A 246-nucleotide genomic window follows, 5' to 3' on the forward strand; every position below is an offset into this window, starting at 1 on the left:
TCCACTTAGCAATCTCTTTGGGACCTTAGCTGATGGTCTGGGCTGTTTCCCTCTCGACTACGGAGCTTATCCCCCGCAGTCTCACTGCTGCGCTCTCACTTACCGGCATTCGGAGTTTGGCTGAGTTCAGTAAGCTTGTAGGCCCCCTAGCCCATCCAGTGCTCTACCTCCGGCAAGAAACACGCAACGCTGCACCTAAATGCATTTCGGGGAGAACCAGCTATCACGGAGTTTGATTGGCCTTTC

Annotated in this window: 1 rRNA gene (only partly in view); it reads right to left on the reverse strand. The window is 54.1% G+C overall.

The annotated features are described in order from the left end of the window. Window positions 1–246, reverse strand: a 23S ribosomal RNA gene (locus ASF38_RS09305) (it extends past both window edges: 1,377 nt to the left, 489 nt to the right).

The organism is Aeromicrobium sp. Leaf272, from assembly GCF_001422865.1.
GTDB lineage: Bacteria > Actinomycetota > Actinomycetes > Propionibacteriales > Nocardioidaceae > Aeromicrobium.